Source organism: uncultured Campylobacter sp., from assembly GCF_963517995.1.
GTDB lineage: Bacteria > Campylobacterota > Campylobacteria > Campylobacterales > Campylobacteraceae > Campylobacter_A.
Genome location: NZ_CAUQHQ010000004.1, coordinates 1 through 21775, shown reverse-complemented (window position 1 = coordinate 21775; position 21775 = coordinate 1). Strand labels below are relative to the sequence as shown.

Sequence of the window (21775 nt, the reverse complement as noted above, 5' to 3'; positions counted from 1 at the left end):
GGACGTTTGAGTTAAAATGTTTTTCCGCAAAGCTAGAAGCTTGCGGAAATTCGGCTTTACGCGCTGGGGCGAACTGCCCGAAGTCTGCGATATGTGCGGCAAACCGGAAAGCCTAACGATACTGGGTAAAAATTTAAACTAATCCAAAAGCTCGGCCGCAAATTTATCTTCGTTAAATTTCCTTCCCAAAAAGGCGCAAACCTCGCGCGCGTCGCGAAGCGCGTTAGCCATGCAGCTAGTAGCTCCGGGGCTTGGCGTCATGTTAAAGCTAATGCCTTCGCCGGTGTTTATACCCGCTTCTCCCAGCATCAAACGCCCGCTTGTTTTATCCAGAACCTGCGGGCGCACTCCGCCGAAATTTCGCGCGTATCTCACGTCTTCGTAGGCTAGCGAAGGCACTATCTTTCGCGCCGCTTTGACGAATAGGCGGCGATTTATACAGGGGATCTCGTAGGCGAAATTTTTAAATAGATAATTTCTAATCTCGCTATCGCAAAGTAGCTCAAACATCGACCTAGCCACCCTACCGTCAAACCTCAGCGTCTTTAAAAAGTCCCAAAACGTCGCGCTTCCGCGGTATCGCTCTAGCTTTGGCATCAGTAGGGCGGTGGGACCAAACCTCGTGCGCCCGTCCGCTAGGATATCGGCGTCGCCGTGTAGCGCGGCAAAAGGCAGCTTTGGATTTTGCACCATATAGACCTTGCCCTTTAGCAGGCGTTTATCGCTCATATAAAAGCTCCCAGCGACTGGCAAACAGCTGTAATCAAGCCCATAACCCATCTTGTGCGCCAAAAACAGCGAATGCGCGCCTGCATCGACTACGACGTAGTTCGCGCTAAATTCGCGCCCGTCTTTAGCCGTGAGGCAAAAGCCGTCGCTAGCGCGGACTATCCGCTCTATCTCGCAGCTTAAAAACACGTCCGCTTCTCGGTTTTCTTTAGATGCAGCGTCGCAGGCGTTTTTTACGAAGCTCTTAGCCGCGCGCCCGAAATCAATCGTCGTGTATTCGCCGCTTTGCACGCCCATCGCCACGATCTCTTCGCTTCTGTCGCCGCTTTTATCGGCGTTTAAAACGACGTTTGGCTCAAGGCTTTTTAGCTCGTCTTTCTCAAAAAGCCGCAGATACGGATAAATTTCACGAAATTTACTAAATCTCTCGCGCAAAGCCGCACTCTCCTCCTCGCCTACACCTAGAACCATCTTTTGGTGCGAGAACATAAACTCGCCCGCGTAGCCGTGCATCAGCGCGTATTTTACGACCATGCGCGCAGCGACGCTTACCTTTTTGGCTTTTTCAAAATCGTAGTTCGTTTCTATATCGCCGCAGTGGATCGTCTGCGAGTTGCATTCTCCGCGCGAATTTAGCGTCGCTAAGTCTTCGTATTTTTCAAAAAGCGCGAGGCTTTTTACGTCCGCGTAGCGTGCAAGCTGATAAAATAACGCACAGCCCGAAATTCCACCTCCGACGACGGCTACTTCGTAATGTCTTTTCATAAAAGCTCCGTAAATTTTTGGCGTATTTTGCCTAAAAATGCTTAAATTTGATTGAGTTTGGCGGGTTTTAAAAAATGCGGCAGCATAGGCTAGCGGCGGCAAATTTAAAAGCTAAATTCGCCGCCTAAATTTACGCTATTTCGCGCCATTTTGCGCTTTAAACTCCGCCAAAAGCTCCTCGTCGCATTTTGGGCAGTATTCGTGCTCGCCGCTGATGTAGCCGTGCTTGGCGCAGACGCTAAAGACCGGCGTTATCGTGATATACGGTAGCTTATAGTTATTTACCACGCCGCGTACGAGATCTTTGCAAGCCTGCGCCGAGCTGATGCGCTCCTTCATGTACAGGTGCAGCACCGTGCCGCCCGTGTAGGAGCTTTGCAGTTCGTCCTGCAGATCGAGCGCCTCGAACGCGTCGTCGGTGAAATTTGCCGGTAGCTGCGTGGAGTTGGTATAATAGATATTTTCGCCAAATCCTGCTTGGATGATATCGGGATATCGCTTTTTATCCTCTTTGGCGAAGCGATACGTAGTGCCCTCGGCAGGCGTAGCTTCGAGGTTATAAAGGTTGCCGGTACTCTCTTGAAACTCGCGAATTTTACCGCGTAAAAACTCTATCATCTCGATCGCAAACTCTCGCCCGAAATCGGTCGCGATATTTTCCTTGTCGTTCGTGAAATTTCGCAAAAGCTCGTTCATGCCGTTGATGCCGATGGTGCTAAAGTGGTTGTTAAAGTGTTTTAGATAGCGCGCGGTGTACGGATACAAGCCGCGTTCGTACATCTCCTGGATAAATTTGCGCTTTTTTTCTAGCGTGGATTTGGCTAAATTTAGCAGATACTCAAGGCGCGTATAAAGCCCTTTTTTATCGCCTTTATATAGATAGCCCAGGCGAGCTAAATTTATCGTCACGACGCCGATACTGCCGGTCATCTCCGCACTACCGAACAGCCCTCCGCCGCGCTTTAGCAGCTCGCGTAAATCAAGCTGCAAGCGGCAGCACATCGAGCGCACGTGGCCGGGTTTATAGGCCTTTTCGTTTGCGACGCGGTTACCGTTTTCATCGGTCGTGTACTGGCTGCCGACGAAATTTTGAAAGTAGCTCGAGCCCATTTTTGCCGTGTTTTCAAAAAGCACCTTCGCCACCTCGCTGTCCCAGTCGAAGTCCTCGGTGATATTTACGGTAGGTATCGGGAAAGTAAATGGCTGCGAGCACTTGTCGCCCTCGGTCATGATCTCGTAAAAGGCCTTATCTATACGGTTCATCTCTGGCTCAAAGGCACGGTAGGTCATATCCGTTAGCTTACCAAACCCGCGCTTGACGGCCTCCTGCGCTAGCTCTGCGTCCTCTAAATCGCTAAATATATGCCTATCCTCGCGCGTAGGTATCTGATCGCGCAGATCGCTCGGGCAAGTGATGTCGATCGTTACGTTGGTAAACGGACTCTGGCCCCAGCGAGCAGGCACGTTTAGGTTAAAGATAAAGCTAGTTATCGCTTTTTTGATCTCTTTATCGCTTAGCTTGTCGCGGAAAACGTAAGGCGCAAGATAGGTGTCAAAGCTGCTAAACGCCTGCGCGCCCGCCCACTCGCTTTGTAAAATTCCTAAGAAATTTGCCATCTGATAAAGCGCTTCTCGGAAGTGCTTTGGCGCTTTGCTCTCAACCCTGCCGCGCACGCCGTTAAAGCCCTCGTTTAAAAGCGCTCTTAGGCTCCAGCCCGCGCAGTAGCCCGTGAGGCAGTCAAGATCGTGGATGTGATAGTCGCCGTTTCGGTGCGCGAGGCCCTCTTCTTTGCTATACACCTTATCTAGCCAGTAGTTGGCGATGACCTTGCCTGCGGTGTTGTTGATGAGGCCTGCGTTTGAGTAGCTGGTGTTTGAGTTGGCGAGAATTCGCCAGTCGGTGCCGTTGATGTACTCGCTGATGGTTTGGGTGGAGTTGATGTAGGTGGTGTCTTCGTTTAGTCCTAAAATTTGCTCGCGCTGAAGCTTGTGCGTGTGTCGGTAGAGCATAAAGCTCTTCATCACATCGAAGTGTCCCGCGTTAAAAAGCGCCTTTTCGATATAGTCTTGCACGTCCTCGACGCTCAAAACTTCGCTGTCAAACACGTGGCTCATAACGTCTAAAAAGACCTTGTCGTCGTACTCTTTGGACTCGCTTTCAAAGGCTTTTTTGATCGCGTCTTGGATTTTATACGGGAGGTATTCTTGCTTCGTGCCGTCGCGTTTTAGGATAAATTTCATTTCATTCCTTACGTTAAATTTTGGTGGTAAATTTGACGAAAGTATAGGCAAAGTTGGCTTAAAATTTAGTGACCGAAATTTGCGCTCCGGGCATTTTAAAAATGTCATTTTTTAGTTTTTTATTGTGTTTAAAGAGCGTATTTTAGGACACATTACTGCATAATACTTAAATTTTAGTCTTAGTAAGATATGATAATTATTACTAAAATTTGCTACTAATAAATACGCGTGTTTAAGGTATAATTTAAAGAATAAGGCTTAACTATATCTAAAACAATAGTTTAAAATCCCAACGGGGAACCTTATTCTTAAAATATATTATACTTATTTCTTACAAAAGAAGAAATTTTTAGCATAATTTCCGTGAATATGTAGACTTTCAATAAAAATAGTAATATAATTCACGTAAATATTTAAAAGGAAAATATTTTGGGCGATATAGTTAAAATTTTCGCCGACATAGGCGAAATATATCAAAAAGACGAAAAGCGTCTCAAAAACGAAGCCTACAAATACGATGCGATCAAAGCGTATCTCTGCGACATAGAAACCAAGCAAATAGAACCGAATTTAAACATAAGTAAAGACTGCCTAATAATATGTAGATTTGGCGTAGGCGCAAATTCCGGTAATCTTTTTCCAAATTCTCAATTTTTATCCAAAGAAGTAAATAAAGACGAAGCTAAATTTATAAAAGGCATTTTGAGATCGGTTTCAAATTTGCTCTCGTGTTTTGAGCCGAGCGATATAGAAAAAGACGCTATTTTGTCCATGTTGCCTAGTATAAATGAAGAATATTTTGCCGATATTATAGATGAGATCAAAGGCCTTGATGAGATAAAAAAGGAAAAAGGCAAAAAAGTCGCTACTTTTTTCTCGCTCTCATACAAGGGCAAGCCCGTTTCTGCCTATTTTAAACAAATTTTTGAAAATCATATCAGCGTAAAAGAGCAAAAATCCTCCTATGGATACGATATTTTAACAAATGAAAAAGGTATAGGCGGCGATGCAAATTTAGCGTTTTGCTCGGTAAATGAGATGCCCGCTAATATGCAATTTATCAAATCAAAACTCCTGCCGCTAAACGCCGTTAGCGCAAAAAAGGTAGAAAACGGCTTTAAAGCGATAAAAGATAAGCTATCGCACAATTTTTACGGTATGAAAATGGCGATTTTGCCGACGATTTTAGGCAAGTCGGTAAATTTAGAAGAGATTATCAAAATACTAGAAGAAACCTCAAAGAATGATATAAAAAGCATTCAAATAGCTGAAAAGGTTATAAAATTTAGCATAGATGATTATCTCGAAATCGCCGCTAAAAAACAGGAAAATTTGCCTGTTTTAAATACGATTTTATTCTATACGCAAAGTAATTCTGCTATCGATTTAAAGCTTGCGATAGATGACGTTTTGCCCTCTTTTATCTCTAAAATTTCAAATTTAATGGGCAATTTTGATATTAAAGCTTTCTATGAAAAAAACAGCGGAACCGACGAGACGATATATCTACAAAATTTATTTGAAGATAGACTAGACGTAATGAGTTTTTTACTGTCGAGAAATAAATTTGATTTAGAGATTATGATAGAGAGATATAGCGATTTGATTTATTACGGTAGCGTCAATAGGGACTATGCGGATAAATTAGAGTGGAGTAAGTATTTTAACGATTTTTACAGGAAAAGAACGATTGATGTTATTAAAAAATATCAGAATTTTTTTAACGAGATCGACGTGCTAAATAAAAAACTAGTATTTCAAAAGGAGTGTGATTTGGAAAATTTAACCGATAAAAAGGAGCTGATTAAAGAGCTAATCAAGAGTAGCGAGTTCTTAAATCAAAACGATGCGCTTATTAGCGCTTATTTGCTCGGTATGCTAAGCGCAGCCCTGATAAACTGGCAGCTCGGCGTTAATGGTGGCGTATCGTTTAGCAACTGGCTTGATAACTACGGCTCGATAAATAAAGAAAGTTTGGAGCGAATTTGGACTAAATGCGACGAGATGATTAGAAGGTTAAAAGGCGCTTCCAACAAACCGAATTCTAATATTGAAAACATAAAAGAGTGTTTGATAGAAATTTTACCGCAAACATTTTTTGAAAAAAGGGCTGGAAAAACGGCCAAAAGCTCATACGTTACGCTTGCTTTTGCTATGGGCGGAAGCGATTATCGTAAATTTTTAAAAGATAAAACGAAATAATTAAGGAGAATAAGATGCAGAAAAAAGAGATACTTTTTTTATGGGACGGAGAGAATTGGAATCCAAACGGCGATATGCTAAGGGATAACGCTCCAAGGTGCGATGATGAAACCGGCATAGCCGAAGTAACGGACGTTCGCATAAAAAGAACTATCAGGGACGAGATTATGAAAAAAGACGAGGCGTCGATTTTTATAAAAGAGTACAGGATAGAGGATGCCCTGTTGGACGCTAAAACAGCGATCAGACAAAGCATAAACATAAGACAAAGCAAAAGCGAACTGCAAAAAGAAATTCTGTCTAAATTTGTCGATATTCGCGCATTCGGCGGCGTATTGCCGATTTCGGATAAAGACGAAATGAAGCAAGATAAGGAGATAAGAACCGCCGGCATTCAGTTTACGGGGCCGGTGCAGTTTAGATTAAGCAAATCCCTAAACAAGGTCGAAATAGAGTATGTTAAGGGAACCGGTGCTTTTGCTAGCGATTACGATCCAAGCGAGTCAAAAAAACAAAAAGATCAAGCGACTTTTAGAGAGGAAAAATTTTTAAGATACGCTATTTTTGCTACTTACGGCATTATCGATAATTATAATGCGGCAAAAACGGGCTTTAATGAGGCCGATGAAGCTAAAATTTTAAAAGCCTTGTGGCACGGAACTAAAAATTTAACGACTCGCTCCAAAATCGGCCAGACTCCAAGGTTTATGCTAATCATCACGTATAAGGACGATACGTTTGCGGGCGATCTAAACAATAGCATAAGCCTAAAAAGCGAAAAAGAAGATAGAGCGATAAGAAGTATCAACGAATACGCTATCGACTTTACGAATTTAAAAAATAAACTCGCGAGATATGCCCCAAATATAGAAAAAATAGAGTATATGAGCGATTATGATTTTGAAGCGATAAATAAAGAAAATTTTGACAGTAGCTGGAAAAAGATAGAGGCATAAAATGAGCATTATTGCTTTTAGATTGTTCGGCGATTACGCTCATTTCTCGCATCCGGCGACGATTTATTCTAGCCTAACCTATCCGGTGCCGCCAAAGACCGCTATAATGGGTTTTTTAGGTGCCGTTATAGGCGAAGAAGAATATTTTAAGCTATCAGGTATCAGATACAGCGTAAAAATAGATAGGCAAATTTTAAAAAAGAGTTTTGTTTTTAACGGCATAAAATTTGCCCTCTCAAGCAATATGCATATAGAGGAAGGCTATCAAAACGCAAAGGAGAAAAAGCAGTTTTATAGAGAGCTCATCTGCTCGCCGTCTTATGTCGTATTTTTAAATTTAGAAAATTTAGAGCAAGGCTACCAGGATAAGATAATTTCAAATTTAAAAGAGCATAAAACCGCCTTTACGCCGTATCTTGGGATAAACTTTTGTATAGCAGATTTTAGTTGGATCGATATAAAAATATGCGAAAAAATACCGCAAGATGAAAGCTTTATAGATACATTTACGCTTATGGATGATTTTATTTTTGACGGTATAAATGAAAATGCGAAATTGACTACGGCTAGAATGCCTTGCGACTGCGAAAATAGACGAATTTTTAAAGATTTTAAAGACTTTGTAATGGAGATAAACGGCAAAGAATCTATAAAATCTAAAAATCGCGGAAATATATATCAGATAAACGATGAAAGAGCCTATTTTATTTGATGAGTTTTGGTCTCATCCAAATAAACTTTTAGAAAATCATATAAAAAATATGATCTCGCCTGATGACGATGAGCTAGATAAGCAGGTTAAACTCTATCACGACATCGCAAAACTGAAGAATAATTTTCAAATTTACATCAGAGATACCTCAAACGATAAGCTGGATAAAAACCACTCATTTCTATCGGCATATTTTTTCTTGCTAAACTCAAAATTTGATGAAATACCGACTCTATTTGGCTTTTTTACCATCGTTTCGCACCATAGCGACGTATTAAATTTAGATAGATTAGTGCGCGAAGATAACAAATTCTTGGGCGATAATTTTGAAAATTCAAAAGAGCTAGAATACTGGGACGAAGTAGCTGGCGCCGCTAAAAATATCAAGATTTATTCTAGATTATCCACTAGCAAAGAAGAGTTTTTAAAGAAAGCTACGAGCCTTCAAATGTTTTCTTGCCGATTAATTTATCGCAATTTTACGTATAAAGATTTCATAGATTTTAAAAGCTTATATTCAAATTTGGTTTATAGCGATAAATTTGAGGCTATCTTTAATGAGCCAAGGCAAGAAAATAAGCAAATTCCGCTTTGTGAGCTAGAAAAACATATTTCAAAATTAGCGGAAAAATCGGGCGACGAAAAACCAAATAAGCGAGATACATTTAGAAATTTTGTTTTAAACAACTTTGACGAAAATTACAAACTTTTTACTTTGACTGCGCCGACCGGCTACGGCAAGACCTTGACCGCTCTAAATTTTGCCTTGAAATTTAACAAATCTCGCATAATTTATGCGCTTCCTTTTACTTCGATAATCGATCAGACCTACGATATTATCGCAAAAATTTATAAAAATAACGATATTTCTGTTAGCAAAGCTCACCACAAAACGACGATAGGCGAAGAAAATCTAACCGAGGAGGATAGGTATTCTAAGATTAAATTTTTGATGGAATCTTTTAGCGGCGAGATAAACGTAACTACGCTTTATCAGCTGATATTTGCGCTATTTGGCAATAAAAACAAAGACAACGTCAAATTTAACCAGCTCAAAAATAGCGTCGTTATCATCGACGAGGCCCAAGCGATCCCGTATAATTTTAGAAAAGATTTTATCCTGCTTTGCGAGATCATTTCGCAGCGGCTCGGCACTATTTTTATATTTATGTCGGCGACGATGCCGGTTATTAAAAGCGAAAATTTTAAAGAAATTTCAAATTTAGAGTATTTTTCAAAGCAGGATAGATACGTTATAAAATGGCTTGATATAGGCGGCGAAGAGGGGCTTTTGGAGAAAATTTGCGAGACCGCAAGGGACAAAAATACCCTCGTCGTCGTAAATACGATCAAAAAAGCGCAGGATCTGTTCGTAAAACTAAGAGATAAATTTAGCTGCTTTTGCTTAAACGGATATATGTATGATGATCACAAACGCGCTACTATCGAGGCGGTAAAGCGCGCAATAAATACAAATAAAGACGATCCGCTTGCGAGTAAAATTTTACTAATTTCCACGCAGTCTATCGAAGCGGGAGTGGATCTTGACTTTGACGCGGGATTTCGCGAAGTCTCGCCTATTAGCTCGATCATACAGACCGCAGGCCGCGTAAATAGGCATTTTGGAAAAATCAGGGGCGAATTATACGTCTTTCCCGAAATAAGTAAATTTACAAATTTAATTTACGGCGATTTGTATAAAGTAAGCGGAACTATTTTGGAGGATTTTAGGCAAAGAGAGGTGCGAGAGAGCGAAATTTTAGAAATTTCAAATTCATTTTTTCAAAAAGTTAGCGCTCAGCTGGAACAAGATACGGATGAAAGCGACATAGGAAAGAGAATAAAAAAGCTTGAGTTTGAGGGCATTAACGAGGATGTCAAAAAGGTTATGGATGATAACTGCAAACAAACGCTAATAATCGAAGCTAAAGAAAATTTCATTAAGGATTTTGAAGCTAAAATTCTTGAAATTAAAAATAGTCAAAATAACGAATTCACGATACGAGATATTTTAAAAAATCACATCAGAAAGTTATCGAAATTTAGCATAAACGTAACGTTTAAAGATAAAGAGAATTTATTACCGAATTTAAGGCAAATACGCGGGCTAAAAGATATGTTTTATCTACCGTTTGGCTCGTCTTATTTTTATAGCACGGATTACGGGCTCAAAAAAGATACGAATTTGGATATCACAGACGAGGTATTCGACTAATGTTTTGCAAAGACCAAATCACCGGCACGCTTGTGAATTATTACGTTACCTGTAAGCGCGAGGCGTGGCTTTACGCGCATCATATCCACGCCGATCAGGAGGATGAAAACGTGCTGATGGGCAAGGCGCTAGCGGAGATCAAAGAGAGCGATTTACAGGACTTTGCATTTTGTAATTTGAAATTTGACAAACTTTCCAAGCAGCGCGGACATTACCTCATAACTGAATATAAAAAGAGCCTAAAAAACGAGCTTGCGGGCAAGATGCAGCTACTTTTTTACGTCTATCTTTTAAAAACGGGTTTAAATTTAAAAGAGGTAAAAGGCAAACTAATCAGCGGTAAAAAGGTGATTTTGGTGGAGGATAGTAGCGAAAATTTCGCTTTAACCCAGCAAATTTTAAGCGAGATAACGGCACTCGTAAATCTAGAGCGACCGCCGAAATTTACGCAGGGAAAATTTTGCGCAAACTGCGCTTATAGCGGATATTGCGTGAGTTAAATTTAATGTATGTGATTTTATTTTACGACATCGCCGGCGCCGAACAAAAAGAGAAAAACAACGCAAACCGCATCAGAAAGGCGGTCGAGAAGTTTTTGCCGCGCGTGCAGTTTTCCGTTTTTGAAGGCGAGATTCGCGAGAGCGATTTTAAAAAACTAACCGCGATTTTGCAAAAAGAGTGCGCTAGCGAGCTTGATTCTATCGTGATTTACACGTTTAATTCGCTGAAATACTCCAAACGTATCGTAATCGGGCAGGACAAAAACGGCGCGCTGTTTAGCTAAATTTGCTCGCGTAAATTTGCCGAATTTGGCAGCAGCTCTTGAAATCCCAGCTAAATTTTAAGGAAAAAAGATGCAAAAAAGCGACAGGACGCATTTTATTTTGAGCGCAGGCAGGCTTCGCAGGCAAGATAACAATATCTATTTTGATAAATTTGACGATGCGGGCGCGGTCGTCGCTAGTAAAATTTTGCCGATAAACGCGATCGATGAAATTTACGTGCTGGCAAAAGTGCAGATCGACACCTACACTATGGCGTTTTTGGCCGATAATAACGTCCTTTTGCACGTTTTTAGCCCGTATCAGAGCTTTCGTGGTAATTTTTATCCAAATACCTCAAACTCGGTCAATAAAAGCGGCTTTGTGCTGCTAAATCAGGTTCGCGCCTTTGACGATCCGCTTAAACGCGCCTACATCGCCCGCGAAATCACTCGCGCGCACATCCTAAACGACGCGGCAAACTGCAAAAGGCACGGCGTGAAATTTGACGTCTCGCCCCATATAGAGGCGCTAAATGCCGCTGCGGACGTGCCTGCGATAATGGCGGTGGAAGGGGCGTTTCAAAAGCTCTACTACGAAAAGTGGAATGAGATAATCGCGGATCAAAAAAGCTTTAAATTTACCGTCCGTTCCAAGCGCCCGCCCGCCGATAAAATCAACAGTTTCATAAGCTACGTAAATACGCGCATTTATAACATCTGTCTCAGCGAAATTTACAAAACCGAGCTTGATCCGCGCATCGGCTTTTTGCACGAGCCAAACTACCGCGCCCTGAGCCTACACCTCGATCTTGCCGAGATTTTTAAGCCGATTTTAGGCGATACGCTGATTTTTAGTATGCTAAATAAAAAGGAGATCACTGCAAAAGACTTTCAAACCGACGCGGGACGGATAAAATTTAGCAACGACGCTGTGCAAAAGATCGAGCTAAAAATGATCGCAAGGCTTGGCGAAACGATCTCGCTTGGCGGGCAAAATCTCACGTGGCGGCAAGTGATCCGCCGCGAGGCTAATCAGATCAAAAAATGTATCTGCGAAGATGCGCCTTACGAGGGGCTGGTTTGGGGCTAGGCTTAAGACATGGCGATAAATTTAGGCAAGCTAAATTTAGCTTAGATATTTTGGTTAAATTTAATCAAAATCAAACTAGCTTTGACGATTTAAGCGCATCAAGGCCGCTCAAAAACCTAAAAAATGCCTAAATTTATCAATTTTTTGCTACAATTAGAATTTTTAAAATCTACAAAAATTTAGGAGAAATTTCTATGAAAAAAGAAGACATAAAAGAGCTGATCGAGTTTTTTAACGACATGGATATGAACCGCATAAAGATAAAAAGCGGGGATTTTGAGGTCGAGCTTGAAAAATTCGCCGACTGCTGCGAGCTGCCAAAGCCAGTCATCCAGGCTCCTGCCCCGACTCCGACTCCGGTAAACGTGGTGGTAAACTCAGAGGTCAAAGCTCCTGCTAATTCTCCAAAAGACAGCATAAAATCGCCTATGGTAGGTACTTTCTACACAGCTCCGAGCCCCGGCGCGGCGCCGTTTGTCAAAGTAGGCCAGCGCGTGAGAAAAGGCGACGTCGTAGGCATCATAGAAGCGATGAAGATCATGAACGAGATCGAGGCCGAATTTGACTGCCAGATCACCGAACTGCTCGTTTCCGACGGTCAGCCGGTCGAGTTTGGCTTGCCGCTATTTGGTGTGGAGAAAATTTGATGGAAATAAAAAGAATTTTGATCGCAAATCGCGGCGAAATCGCGCTGCGAGCCTTGCGAACGATAAAGGAAATGGGCAAAGAAGCAGTCGTGGTCTACTCCACGGCCGATAAAGACGCGCTCTACGTCAAATACGCCGACGTGGCGATTTGCATCGGCAAGGAGCGCTCAAGCGACAGCTACCTAAATATCCCCGCAATCATTAGCGCGGCCGAAATCAGTGAAGCCGACGCGATATTTCCGGGCTACGGATTTTTAAGCGAAAATCAAAATTTCGTCGAAATTTGCTCGCATCACAAGTTAAAATTTATCGGTCCTAGCGTAGCCGCGATGGCGCTGATGAGCGATAAAAGCAAAGCAAAGCAAGTTATGCAGCGCGCGGGCGTTCCCGTGATCCCTGGCTCTGACGGCGCGGTAGCCGACACCAAAGCGGCTAAAGAGCTAGCTAAAAAAATCGGCTATCCGGTCATCCTAAAAGCAGCAGCCGGCGGCGGCGGGCGCGGCATGCGCGTGGTCGAGCGCGAGGAGGATATCGAAAAGGCGTTTTGGTCGGCCGAGAGCGAGGCGATGAGCGCGTTTGGCGATGGGACGATGTATATGGAAAAATACATCCTAAACCCGCGCCACATCGAGGTTCAGATCATCGGCGATAGCCACGGCAACGTCCTGCATATCGGCGAGCGCGACTGCTCTATGCAGCGCCGCCACCAAAAACTGATCGAAGAAAGCCCTGCAATACTACTAGACGAAGCGACGCGAGAGAGGCTACACGAAACCGCGATAAAAGCGGCAAAAGCTATCGGTTACGAGGGTGCGGGAACGTTTGAGTTTTTAGTCGATAAAAATTTGGATTTTTACTTCATCGAGATGAACACGCGCCTGCAAGTCGAGCACTGCGTGAGCGAGATGGTAAGCGGCCTAGACATCATCGAGCTAATGATAAAAGTAGCCCAGGGCGAGGCGCTACCGCCGCAAGAGAGCATCACGCTAAAAGGCCACGCCATCGAGTGCCGCATCACGGCCGAGGATCCAAATACGTTTACGCCAAGTCCCGGTAAGATAACCAAATACGTCTGCCCCGGCGGCCGAAACGTGCGTATGGATAGCCACATCTATCAGGACTACTCGATCCCGCCGTACTACGACAGTATGATCGGCAAACTCATCGTCTGGGATACCGACCGCAACCGCGCGATACGCAAAATGAAAGTCGCGCTAGAGCAGCTCGTCATAAGCGGCATCAAAACCACGCGAGACTTTCATATAGCGATGATGGAAAATCGCGATTTCATCGAAAACAACTACGATACCAACTACCTCTCCCGCCATTAAATTTACGGGCCGGACGGATACGTATTTTTACCTTGCCTAGCAGCCAAAAGGCTGCGGGCTAGGTAAACCTGACCCAAATTCGCTTTATTTAAAAACAGACTGAGACGTTTTGGGGGCAGATAGACAAATTGCCGTTACGCTTATTTATAAACTTTACGGTGCTTACCGCGGCGATGCCAAGCAAAATCAAATTTATCCCGACAAAATCGGCGACTTAAAATCAATCCAATTTCATTTATGCTAAATTTAGAGTTTGCCGGGCGACCCGCCGAGAGATAACCAAATTTATCTCGCGCCTTCTAAAATCGTTTTAGCGGGCGGAATTTGACGCATAAGCTTTAAAGCGATTTTAAGTTTTAAATTTAGCCGCAAATCCGCCAAACCCTAAAAACGCAAATTCGGTTATCGGCATTACTTTATCCATGGCAAAACGGCGCCGCAAAAATCCGTATGATTTTGCCTAGCTTTTGCCCCGCCGCGCCTAAAATAAATTCGAGAAAAAATCGGCGCGGCGATTTAGGCAAAACAGGCAATTTACGGCCGTTTTTTCAAAGGCTTGCGGTAAAACGCCGCTTTTAGTCTAAATTTAGATTTTGCGGCGACTAAATTAAAAGCCTAAATTTTATCCTAGCTTAAAAATATCAAGGCCTAAATTTAACTCGTCTATGATAGATAAAAGCTCTGAAATTTCCTTTTTTATCAGCGCGGCGTCCTCAAGGCTAGGCGGCGGCGAAAACAGCGTAGTTTCAAATCTATTTTTCGCTCCATTTAAAAATAGGTAAAATTTATCGTCCATAAACGCAGCGCTCACGCCCATCTGCGAGGCGTATTTTATCTTTAGCTCGCGCAAGCGCGCCATAAACGCGGGCATCAAAAGATACCTTGCTTCGACCTTGTCTTTCGTAAAAACTCTAAATTCATCGTTAAAAAGAGTATCGTCCATCTGCTCTTTTTCGCCTAAAAATTTAGTATTTAGCGTGCGGCTCGCCACTATCGTTTGACCGTTAAATTTCTTGTAAAACTCGCAGACCAAAACCGAGCCGCTAAAGGCTTGCATATCTTTCATCGTCTCCCAGGCAAAAACTATCGCGGATAGCAAATTTAGCGCCGCCGAGTCGCCGAAATTTAACTTCGCGTCGTTTGGGATATCGATCGCTTCGCTGAGGCTAAATTTGACGCCATTATACGTTCCGCTAATTAGGTCTTCGGCGCGAAACTCATCGGGCGAATAGATGCCGATCCTGCGAAATTCTTTACGGCTGATACCAGCATTTGGATCGTAGTTAAAATTTGGACCAACTTCGCGGATGGCGGCGCGGACGAAAACGTCTTTATAAAACGCTTTGTAATCCTCTGGAGCGTCGATTACTCGGCCCCCGTTCGTAACTAGCGCGACGAGAAAAAACGGAATATAGATAATGATGAAAAATAGCGAAGCAAGGTCGCTATCCAAGAGATACTTTACGGCGAATGCACCGCCCACGGGCACGACAGCTATAAACAAAACCCCTAAAAATAGATACTTTACAAACGCGCGCCTGCACTCTTTTTGCTTTTTTGCGGTTGCCTCTATCGCTTCGTTTATGTTCAAATTTTACCTCTTTTGGGATTTTATGTTTAGAGCGAATTTTAGCGAAATTTACGCCGTAAGAGTGCGGGCTTGGGCGAGTAAGCGGCTAAATTTTAGATAAAAGTAGATCAAACTCGGCCGAAAATAAATTTAAGCCGAATCAAATCAGCTTAAATTTTGCGCTTAAATTTGAGTTTAGCGCAGATGTTTGACGTTAGCTTTTGCGAGGAGTTTGTTGAAGTATTCGCCGATGACGCGCTCTTGTTCTAGTCTGTAAACCGCGTTCATAGCCTCGTTTTTTACCTCGTCAAAAGACGGTACGACCTGCCCTTTTTTAGCCGATACGTAAAACATCTCAAAGCCCTCCGGAGTCTGAAAAATCTGCGTGAAAGTGCCGTCTGCGGTCTGCTGAAATATCTCTCTTAGCTGCGGCGGTATTTGCTCGCTTTTTAGATCCAGCACGTCCATATGCACGCTGTGGTTGGTGTTCATCGGGGAGCTTTTTCTAGCGACCTCCAAAAAATCAGCCGACGGGGCTACGTATCTAGTCACGCTAATATCGCTAAAACGGGCAAATGCGCTAGGATTTTGCTCAAAATACGCTCTAGCGGCGTTTTCTGAAATGTTGATTTTAGCCTCGGAAAATATGCTTTGATATAGCTTTTCTTGCTTTATGCTTTTTGCGACGTCGTCCTTAAACTGCGCGTAATCTCCGCCTTTTGACGTTACGGCGGAGCGAAGGCCTGCTACGTTCATACCGCTGTCGTTTGCTATTTTTTCTAGCCTTTGATTTACTTCGTAGTCGCTAGCTTCGATTTTTAGATTTTTGATCTGCGCGGTTTCTAGCCTATCGCGGATCAGTAAATTTAGAGCGGTCGTCTCATCCGTTTTTAGCTGTGCGGCGGCTTTGCGTAGTTCGTTTATCGTGATGGGTTCGTTTTCGATAATGGCGGCGATGCCGTTTGATATCTGGCTAGCGTTAGCCAGACAAAAACTGAGTAAAAACGCGGCAAACGAGATCTTTTTTAACATATAAAACCTTTGTTTAAGTCTAAAGTAAATATAATTTGAGCATTATAACATTTTAAATTTAAGCGCAAGCTATAAAGGTAAAATTTAATGCAAAATCCAAAAATAGTAACCAGATTTGCGCCATCCCCGACGGGCTACTTGCACATCGGCGGACTAAGAACCGCGCTATATAACTATCTCTACGCGCGCAAAAACGGCGGGAAATTTCTGCTGCGCATCGAAGATACCGACCTAAAACGCAACTCCGAAGAAGCCGTGCAAGCGATAAAAGAGGCCTTTGCCTGGTGCGGGCTGGATCACGACGGCGAGGTGACGTATCAGTCGCGTAGATTTGACGTTTATAAAGAGTACGTAGAAAAGCTGCTAGCCGAGGGCAAAGCCTATAAATGCTACATGAGCAAAGACGAGCTAGACGCTCTGCGCGCCGAGCAAGAAGCCAGAAAAGAAAGGCCCAAATACGACAATCGCTACCGCGAATTTACGGGTACTCCGCCTGCTGGGATCGATCCCGTCATCCGTATCAAAGCGCCTCTAAGCGGCGAGATCGTGATCGACGACGGCATCAAAGGCGAGGTCAAATTTAGAGTCGAGGATATCTTGGATGATTTTATCATCGCGCGTAGCGACGGCACGCCGACCTATAACTTCACGGTCGTGATAGACGACGCGCTGATGGGCGTAACCGACGTCATCCGCGGCGACGATCACCTCTCAAATACCCCGAAACAAATCGTGCTCTACGACGCTCTAGGCTTTAAAGCGCCGAAATTTTACCACGTCGCGATGATAAACGGCGAAGACGGCAGCAAGCTAAGCAAACGCCACGGCGCGACCGACGTGATGGAGTATAAGCGCATGGGTTATCTGCCTGAAGCCCTTTTAAATTTTCTTGTGCGCCTAGGCTGGAGCCACGGAAACGACGAAATTTTCGGCATGGACGATATGCTAAAGTACTTCGATCCGCACGATATAAACAAGAGCTCAAGCACCTATAACGCAAGCAAGCTAGAGTGGCTAAACGCCCACTATATCAAGACTTTGCCGTACGAGAGACTGGCAAGCGAGATGCTTGAATTTGAGATAGATTTTAAAGCTATGCCAAAGGGCGAGGTGCTGTTAAATTCATTGCGCGAACGCTCAAAAACGCTAGTTGAAATGAGCCAAAGCGCAAGGACGATCATAAATGCTCCAAGCGCATACGACGAGAAAGCGTATGCTAAATTTATCACGCCCCAAAGTAAGGAAAATTTGGCTAAATTTGCTGAAATTTTAGGCGAAAATTTAGACGCCAAAGGCTACGAGGAGATGATGGCTAAATTTTTAGAAGCAAACGGCTTAAAGCTAAAAGACCTAGCTCAGGCGCTTCGCGTCGCGCTAACGGGAAATAGCGTAAGCCCGGGGATATTTGAGGTGCTCGAAGTTTTGGGCGCGGACGAGACGAAAAAAAGAATAAAAAATATTTTAAAGGAGAATAAATGACACACGTAACTAACGAAGAGGCGCTCGCGTATCACGAGGGCGGAAAGATAGAGATAAAAGTAAAAACCCCGTGCGCTACGGCAAGAGACCTATCTATGGCCTATACGCCGGGCGTTGCGGTACCGTGCAAGCAGATCGAGGCCGACAACGAACTAGCCTACAAATACACCAACAAAGCAAATTTAGTAGCCGTCATCACCGACGGTACGGCCGTGCTAGGCCTAGGCGATATCGGCGCGGTAGCGGGCAAACCCGTGATGGAGGGCAAGGCGGTTTTGTTTAAAAAATTTGCAAACGTAGACGCCTTTGATATCGAGCTAGACGAGCATGATCCAGATAAGATCGTAGAGATCTGCAAGGCTCTAGCTCCGACTTTCGGCGGTATAAATTTAGAAGATATCCGCGCTCCGAAGTGCTTTGAGATCGAGCGCAAACTACAAGAAGCAGTCGATATCCCGGTCATGCACGACGATCAGCACGGCACGGCGATGATAACAAGCGCAGGCATAATAAACGCGATGGAGATTTCAGGCAAAGACATCTCAAAAATCAAAATCGTAGTTAGCGGCGCGGGCGCGGCTGGCATCGCATGCGCGAAGATGTATAAAGCGCTTGGTGCAAAACACATCGTGATGGTAGATAGCAAAGGCGTGATCCATAAAGGCCGCACCGATCTAACTCCGGAAAAGGTCGAATTCGCCCTTGAAACCGCAGATAGGACACTAGCGGACGCGATGAAGGGCGCTGATATGTTCCTAGGTCTATCAAAGCCCGGCGTCGTGACAAAAGAAATGGTCGCGTCGATGAACGACGAGCCGATTATTTTCGCGCTTGCTAACCCGACTCCGGAAATCTTCCCCGAAGACGTAGCTAGCGTGCGAAACGACGTGATGATGGGTACCGGCCGCAGCGACTATCCAAACCAAGTAAATAACGTTCTTGGCTTTCCGTTTATATTCCGCGGAGCGCTTGACGTCAGAGCTAAAAAGATCACCGAAAATATGAAAATGGCTGCGGCGCGGGCGCTTGCAAATTTGGCTAAAGAGCCCGTGCCTGCTGAGGTTTGCGCGGCGTTTGGCGTAAAAGAGCTAAAATTCGGCAAAGACTACATCATACCAAAACCGTTTGACAAACGCGTCCTAACGGCGGTCGCTCCTGCGGTAGCGCAAGCAGCGGTTAACGACGGCGTAGCTAGGGTAAAAAATTTCGACGTAGAAGCGTATAGAGCGAGTCTGGCGAAGTTATTTTAGTTAAATTTGCGGGGCGCTTTGCCCCGCCGCTCTTAGCTTTTAAAGGCTGCGGCGAGCGAGGCTAAGCCTGCGCTAAATTTATTAATTTTGCTATGCGCTTTGGCTTTACTAAAAAGTCTAAAATTTAGAGCGACTCGCCGAGCTAAATTTAGCCTTGTTTAATCGCGCGCCGATTTGCTCCAAGCCAAAGCCCTAAGTGCGCAAGCCCGTCTACTAAGAGCCAAATTTAGCTCGCCCCATAGCGTCTTAGCCGTGAGCAAGCCTTACGCGCGAAACGAGCGATTTGCGAATTTTACGGCTCAAAACGGTAAAATTTAAAAAGCCCTAGTCTAGCGTTTTTTAAATTTTATCCGCTAAATTTAAGGATCTTTATGAAAAATTTCACCGCCGCCGATGCCGCCGAGCTACCAAACGTCCGCCTAGTCTCTCACCCGCTCATCGAGCACAAGCTAGCTATCTTGCGAGATGCCTCGACGCCGACCTTTCAGTTTAGGATGCTAGTCGATGAGATCAGCCACCTGATGATATTTGAGGCGACGCGCGATCTGGCGCTAAAAGACGTGAGCGTGCAAACCCCCGTCGCGCAGGCGCAGGCCAAAAAGCTAGCGACGAAGGTCATGATCTGCCCTATTTTGCGCGCCGCACTGGGGATGTTAGAGAGCGTTTTTAAAATCATCCCAAACGCCAGCGTCGGATTTTTGGGCTTTCAGCGAAACGAAAAGACCGCGCAAGCCGAGTTTTTCTACGCTAAACTGCCCGCAGACGCTAGAGAGCGCGTGGCTATCGTCATCGATCCGATGTTTGCTACCGGCGGCACGGCGATAGACGCGGTCAAATTTTTACGCGAAAAAGGTGTAAAGCGGATCAAATTTATCTCCGTTATCGCCGCGCCCGAGGGCCTAAAAAGATTTAGCAAGATTTATCCGGACGTGAGCGTTTATACCGCCGCGATCGACGAGAAGCTAAACGAAAAAAACTACATCGTACCGGGCCTTGGCGATGCGGGAGACAGAGTGTTTAATACGCTTTAATTTTAGCTTCTAGAGCGCTAAATTTAGCCTACGTTTTTCCGCGGATTTATCAAATTTGAATGCGATCTATGCGGTCAAGTTTAGCTTTCTAGCGCGCTAAATTTGACGCAAGCGTTTGACGGGAGAGCAAATTTACTCTCGTCTTTACGGCGCCAAATCGTCAAATTTAGACTTAGTCCGTAAAAATTGGCGGTAAATTTAACTCCGGAGTAAGCACTTCAAATTTATTCCAAAAGGTCTTTTTTGAACAAACAACTCATTAGAAACGTCATCTTGCCGCTGGCCGTTTTGCTACTCGCGGCGCTGTTTAAATTTATCGTCCCGGATAGCTCGGCCGCTCCCGGTCAAAATCAGCCGCAAAGCGAATTTAGAGGCGGCGGCGCAGAGAAAAATATAGCCGCCGCGCCGAGCGTAAACGTCGCAAAAGACGGCGCCTATACCTCAAAAGACGAGGTTGCGGCGTATATTTATAGATTCGGCGGGTTGCCGCGAAACTTCATCACCAAAAAAGAGGCTCTCGCGCTCGGATGGGACGCTAAAAGCGGCAATCTGTGGCAGGTCACGGACAAAAAAAGTATCGGCGGCGACCGCTTTTCAAACAGAGAAAAAAAGCTGCCAGAGGCTAACGGTCGCAAGTGGTTTGAGTGCGATATCGGATACCGTGGAGGGCGGCGCGGAGCCGAGCGTATCGTGTTTTCTAACGACGGGCTGATCTACTACACGCCCGATCATTACGAGAACTTTTATCTACTTTATGAGCGGAGGCGGCAGTGAAAATCATAACTCTAAACGGCGCGAAAATGCGCGAGAAAACGGCGGCCTTTGAGTATCTGGCGCGAAAATTTAGCCTGGGCCCCGAGATAAAAAACCTTGACGCGCTTTACGACGCGCTCGGCGAGATAAACGAACCCACGCAGATAAATCTAAAAAATCACTCCTCTCTTGCCGCGCTAGGGGGATATGCTGACGATCTGATCGCTGTCTTTACCGACCTTGCAGAGGAAAACGAGAGGGTAAAATTTGAGATTTTATCTTGATTTTTTCTGGCCGAATTTCGACCAAATTCGTCTTTTAAAAACCCAAATTTAACCTCGCTAGATGGTGATTTTGTTTGCGTTTGGCATTTTAGGCGCAAACTTCTAGCCGCTAGCGCCCGCCTTTTGTCGGGCATAGGCGCGCTGCAAAAACCGCTCAAAGCCTGACGCCAAGCAAAGACAAAAACAGTTTAGCCCAAAATGCGCCGCCTGGCGTTAAATTTAAAGCTCCGAGTCAAGCTTTAGTTTGCGATTTTGCCAAAACCCAAATGCGAAATTAAGCGAATTTAAACGCCAAATAGCCGTAAATTTAACGTTTTTTCGCCATATTTACGGCATAAAGCGGCAAGTAAGTTTTAGGGCACAAAAGCGCAAAAAAGCAAATTTAGCCTGCGGTAAAACGGCGTAAATTTATCCGTTTGGCGGGCCCGCGCCTTTGCTCCGGGCAAACCGTATCCGGCTCTGATACCGACCTAGCAGGCGACTTTGTGGTATAAATTTAGACAAAATAATATAAAATCGGCCAAATCAAATCCAAGGAAAAATATGACCGAAGTAGAAAAATTTATAAAAAAGCTCCACCGCCTGGAAAAAAGCGGCGATCTGGAGGTCGAGCATCTGCTAAAAGCGCTAAAGATACCGGACCCGGCTCTCATAGAGCCTCTGCGCGAGATGTCTAGGCAGTACGACTGGCAGCCGATGAACGACGACCTCATAGCGCCGATGGC

The 21775-nt window shown here is 44.4% G+C and carries 21 protein-coding genes; 17 read left to right on the top strand and 4 right to left on the bottom strand.

Annotated features, from left to right (window positions below; all coding sequences use genetic code 11):
- Positions 1–16 precede the first annotated feature (16 nt).
- Positions 17–142 (top strand): hypothetical protein, encoded by a 126-nt coding sequence (locus RYL88_RS00970; RefSeq protein WP_314988583.1) that lies wholly within the window; start codon positions 17–19, stop codon positions 140–142.
- Here RYL88_RS00970 and RYL88_RS00965 read toward each other — a convergent pair.
- Complete coding sequence (locus tag RYL88_RS00965) at positions 139–1494, bottom strand: FAD-dependent oxidoreductase (protein ID WP_314988581.1); 1356 nt, start codon at positions 1492–1494, stop codon at positions 139–141. The genes RYL88_RS00970 and RYL88_RS00965 overlap by 4 nt on opposite strands.
- 135 nt (positions 1495–1629) lie before the next feature.
- Positions 1630–3735, bottom strand: coding sequence for a ribonucleoside triphosphate reductase (locus RYL88_RS00960; RefSeq protein WP_314988580.1), 2106 nt, complete (start codon positions 3733–3735; stop codon positions 1630–1632).
- 429 nt (positions 3736–4164) lie between these two features.
- On the opposite strand from RYL88_RS00960, the gene RYL88_RS00955 reads away from it, so the two are divergent.
- From RYL88_RS00955 to RYL88_RS00910, 10 genes are all read left to right on the top strand, one after another.
- Complete coding sequence (locus tag RYL88_RS00955) at positions 4165–5937, top strand: TM1802 family CRISPR-associated protein (protein ID WP_314988579.1); 1773 nt, start codon at positions 4165–4167, stop codon at positions 5935–5937.
- A 14-nt stretch (positions 5938–5951) separates the two neighbouring features.
- Complete coding sequence (gene cas7b / locus RYL88_RS00950) at positions 5952–6893, top strand: type I-B CRISPR-associated protein Cas7/Csh2 (protein ID WP_314988578.1); 942 nt, start codon at positions 5952–5954, stop codon at positions 6891–6893.
- A 1-nt stretch (position 6894) separates the two neighbouring features.
- Positions 6895–7605 carry a CRISPR-associated protein Cas5 gene (gene cas5, locus RYL88_RS00945; RefSeq protein WP_314988577.1) on the top strand — a complete coding sequence of 237 codons (711 nt, stop codon included), beginning with the start codon at positions 6895–6897 and terminating at the stop codon, positions 7603–7605.
- The gene (gene cas3 / locus RYL88_RS00940) at positions 7583–9820 is read left to right on the top strand and encodes a CRISPR-associated helicase Cas3' (protein ID WP_314988576.1); all 2238 of its coding nucleotides are present in this window, start codon (positions 7583–7585) and stop codon (positions 9818–9820) included. The genes cas5 and cas3 overlap by 23 nt, the downstream gene beginning before the upstream one ends.
- A complete protein-coding gene (locus RYL88_RS00935) occupies positions 9820–10320 on the top strand; it encodes a Dna2/Cas4 domain-containing protein (RefSeq protein ID WP_314988575.1) in 501 nt (166 codons plus the stop codon). Before cas3 ends, RYL88_RS00935 begins: the two co-directional genes overlap by 1 nt.
- A gap of 5 nt (positions 10321–10325) precedes the next feature.
- Complete coding sequence (gene cas2, locus RYL88_RS00930; RefSeq protein ID WP_314988595.1) at positions 10326–10604, top strand: CRISPR-associated endonuclease Cas2; 279 nt, start codon at positions 10326–10328, stop codon at positions 10602–10604.
- A 70-nt stretch (positions 10605–10674) separates the two neighbouring features.
- Entirely contained in the window at positions 10675–11673 is a 999-nt protein-coding gene (cas1, locus tag RYL88_RS00925) for a CRISPR-associated endonuclease Cas1 (RefSeq protein ID WP_314988574.1), read from the top strand.
- A complete protein-coding gene (locus RYL88_RS00920) occupies positions 11664–11804 on the top strand; it encodes a hypothetical protein (RefSeq protein ID WP_314988573.1) in 141 nt (46 codons plus the stop codon). Before cas1 ends, RYL88_RS00920 begins: the two co-directional genes overlap by 10 nt.
- Before the next feature lie 63 nt (positions 11805–11867).
- Positions 11868–12320 (top strand): acetyl-CoA carboxylase biotin carboxyl carrier protein, encoded by a 453-nt coding sequence (gene accB / locus RYL88_RS00915; RefSeq protein WP_297966707.1) that lies wholly within the window; start codon positions 11868–11870, stop codon positions 12318–12320.
- On the top strand, positions 12320–13651 hold the full coding sequence (locus RYL88_RS00910; RefSeq protein WP_295143929.1) for an acetyl-CoA carboxylase biotin carboxylase subunit: 1332 nt from the start codon (positions 12320–12322) through the stop codon (positions 13649–13651). Before accB ends, RYL88_RS00910 begins: the two co-directional genes overlap by 1 nt.
- Before the next feature lie 622 nt (positions 13652–14273).
- Here the strand turns inward: RYL88_RS00910 and RYL88_RS00905 are convergent.
- Both RYL88_RS00905 and RYL88_RS00900 read right to left on the bottom strand, forming a co-directional pair.
- Positions 14274–15242, bottom strand: a complete 969-nt coding sequence (locus tag RYL88_RS00905; protein ID WP_314988572.1) for a DUF3137 domain-containing protein — start codon at positions 15240–15242, stop codon at positions 14274–14276.
- Positions 15243–15416: 174 nt separating this feature from the next.
- Positions 15417–16253, bottom strand: a complete 837-nt coding sequence (locus tag RYL88_RS00900; protein ID WP_314988571.1) for a peptidylprolyl isomerase — start codon at positions 16251–16253, stop codon at positions 15417–15419.
- Positions 16254–16340: 87 nt separating this feature from the next.
- On the opposite strand from RYL88_RS00900, the gene gltX reads away from it, so the two are divergent.
- The 6 genes from gltX to RYL88_RS00870 all read left to right on the top strand — a co-directional run.
- Positions 16341–17732 (top strand): glutamate--tRNA ligase, encoded by a 1392-nt coding sequence (gltX, locus tag RYL88_RS00895; protein ID WP_314988570.1) that lies wholly within the window; start codon positions 16341–16343, stop codon positions 17730–17732.
- Positions 17729–18982: a malic enzyme-like NAD(P)-binding protein gene (locus RYL88_RS00890; RefSeq protein WP_314988569.1), complete on the top strand. Its 1254-nt coding sequence runs from the start codon at positions 17729–17731 to the stop codon at positions 18980–18982. The genes gltX and RYL88_RS00890 overlap by 4 nt, the downstream gene beginning before the upstream one ends.
- A 371-nt stretch (positions 18983–19353) precedes the next feature.
- Positions 19354–20013: a uracil phosphoribosyltransferase gene (gene upp, locus RYL88_RS00885; protein ID WP_314988568.1), complete on the top strand. Its 660-nt coding sequence runs from the start codon at positions 19354–19356 to the stop codon at positions 20011–20013.
- Between the two features lie 243 nt (positions 20014–20256).
- Positions 20257–20787 carry a ribonuclease domain-containing protein gene (locus RYL88_RS00880; RefSeq protein WP_314988567.1) on the top strand — a complete coding sequence of 177 codons (531 nt, stop codon included), beginning with the start codon at positions 20257–20259 and terminating at the stop codon, positions 20785–20787.
- Positions 20784–21050 carry a barstar family protein gene (locus RYL88_RS00875; protein ID WP_314988566.1) on the top strand — a complete coding sequence of 89 codons (267 nt, stop codon included), beginning with the start codon at positions 20784–20786 and terminating at the stop codon, positions 21048–21050. The genes RYL88_RS00880 and RYL88_RS00875 overlap by 4 nt, the downstream gene beginning before the upstream one ends.
- 543 nt (positions 21051–21593) lie before the next feature.
- A partial coding sequence (locus RYL88_RS00870) for a hypothetical protein (RefSeq protein ID WP_314988565.1) occupies positions 21594–21775 on the top strand: 182 nt, incomplete at its 3' end.